This window comes from Streptomyces luteolus (assembly GCF_029968015.1).
Lineage (GTDB): Bacteria > Actinomycetota > Actinomycetes > Streptomycetales > Streptomycetaceae > Streptomyces > Streptomyces luteolus.
Genome location: NZ_JASCIS010000104.1, coordinates 1 through 2,015, shown reverse-complemented (window position 1 = coordinate 2,015; position 2,015 = coordinate 1). Strand labels below are relative to the sequence as shown.

Genomic DNA, 2,015 nt, shown 5'->3' with positions numbered 1-2,015 from the left:
TTCCCAATGACGTTGTCAAGCGACGCTGGTTCAGCGCTGGATGGTGACAACCATCTGCGGCAGCACCCTGCCGGCAATGGAACCAGAGGGGACGTTTCCTATGCGTACTGCACCCATCGCACGATAGAAAGGCTCGGCATTCGGGTCCGCGTCGATCGTGAGCCGGGTGAACCCCAGCTCTCGTCCGGCAGCGATGGTGTGCTCGAACAGCACGCGTCCGATTCCCTGGCCGATGGCCTGCGGATCTACGAACATCATGCCCAAAACGCCTGTAGGTGGCTCTCCCTCAAGAGTCGTGAAGCCCAGGATGTGACCGTCTCTGTCAGCCACTGTGGCGCGCCGGCGTACGACCTCATCCGCGCCAACGGTGAGCTCGTCTTTGCACGCGTCCAGGAACTTGGGGTCATAGCCCCAATGCGCCTTGGACCGCAGTGCCAAGTCACTGAGGATCTCGGCTTCCGCCGCCCGCGCGGGCCTGGTCAGCACACTCATCTACGTCCTCCGGGGTCAGATGTGGGTCTCTCGATCTTCACACCCTGCAGCCATGCGGGAGAAGTACGCGATGGCCTGCGGCTGGACAGGCCGAGCGCTTCAGCATGCCGTTGCGGGAGGCAGGACTTGGTAGCACCGTCGGTCGCGGATGAGTGCCCACAGGACGTTGACGCGTCGGCGTGCGAGCGCGAGGACGGCTTGGACGTGGCTTTTCCCTTCGGCTCTCTTGCGGTCGTAGAACCGCTTGGAGTTGGGATCGCTCCAAGCGCTGACCAGCGCGGAGGTGTAGAAGACCCGTTGCAGACGCCGGTGGTAGCGCTGTGGGCGCCGCAGGTTGCCGCTGGTCTTGCCGGAATCGTGCGGGGCGGGAGCCACGCCCCCGAAGGCCGCGAGACGGTCCGCGGTGGGGAAGCCGTCCAGGCTGCCGCCGACGGCAACGAGGAACTCGGCACCGAGCTTGGGGCCCATGCCCGGCATGCTGAGGATCACTTCGGCGAGCTCGTGCTCGCGAAACCGGCCCTCGATGAGCTTGTCGATCTCGGCGATCTTCTCGTTGAGGGCCATCACCTCCTTGGCGAGGGTGTGCGCCATCTTCGCGATGACCTTCTCGCCGGCAACAGCGGTGTGCTGCCGCTCGGCGGCCTCCACGGCCGCCTTGGCCAGGTTCTCGGCCCCGCGGACCTTGCGGTTGCGCAGCCACGTCGTCAGCCGGCTGGCGCCGATCCGGCGCAGGGCGGCCGGGGTCTGGTAGCCGGTCAGGAGAACAAGCGGTCCGGCGTTGGTGAGTTCCAGGGCCCGCTCCAGGGCAGGGAACATGCTGGTCAGCACGGAGCGCAGCCGGTTGATGGTTCGGGTGCGGTCGGCGACCAGGTCGACGCGGTGGCTGGTCAGCAGGCGCAGTTCGATCGTGGCCTCGTCGCCGGGACGGATGGGCTGCAGATCACGGCGCATGCGTGCCTGGTCAGCGATGATCCTGGCGTCGCGGGCGTCGGTCTTGCCCTCGCCCCGGTAGGCGTCGGACGCACGGTTGACCATGCGGCCCGGGATATACAGCAGTTCCTGGGCGTGATTGATCAGGGTGGCAATCAGCAGGCCGGGTTCGCCGCCGGTCATGTCCATCGCCCACGTCACCTCGCGGCCGTCGGCGATGTCGAGGACGTCGCCGAGGAGCTGGAGAAGCTCTGGCTCGTCGTTGGCCACCCGGCGCGACAGCAGGGTCTTGCCGTCAGCGTCCATCGTGACGCAGTGGTGGTGGGTCTTGCCGCAGTCGATCCCGGCCCATATCCGGTTCATCGTGCTCCCGAGGTCGTCGTTGCCTTGCGTACCACAGACGACCTCGCCGGCATTGCTCTACACAGCGACCAGTTCGCACTTCCCAATCGGCGGCCGAGTCGTCGTGGGGGGCGGGGCGGCCAAGCCTCCGGAGCCACGAACGGCAGCCAGCCTGAGAGCCACACCCCACCCCCCTGGGTGCCACAACCCTACGAATGGCTGGGGACAACCCGTGATCTGAAAGGTAGAGC

2 protein-coding genes are annotated in these 2,015 nt (G+C 66.6%); both read right to left on the bottom strand.

What is annotated here, in order from left to right; translation table 11 throughout:
* Positions 1-30: 30 nt before the first annotated feature.
* On the bottom strand, positions 31-492 hold the full coding sequence (locus QIT00_RS38645; protein WP_282540184.1) for a GNAT family N-acetyltransferase: 462 nt from the start codon (positions 490-492) through the stop codon (positions 31-33).
* A gap of 99 nt (positions 493-591) precedes the next feature.
* Positions 592-1,785 carry an IS110 family RNA-guided transposase gene (locus tag QIT00_RS38640; RefSeq protein WP_282540183.1) on the bottom strand — a complete coding sequence of 398 codons (1,194 nt, stop codon included), beginning with the start codon at positions 1,783-1,785 and terminating at the stop codon, positions 592-594.
* Positions 1,786-2,015: the final 230 nt, after the last annotated feature.

Bases quoted from the DNA above. Each gene is read 5' to 3' on its own strand.
- QIT00_RS38645 (WP_282540184.1), bottom strand. From the start codon at position 492: ATGAGTGTGCTGACCAGGCCCGCGCGGGCGGCGGAAGCCGAGATCCTC.
- QIT00_RS38640 (WP_282540183.1), bottom strand. From the start codon at position 1,785: ATGAACCGGATATGGGCCGGGATCGACTGCGGCAAGACCCACCACCAC.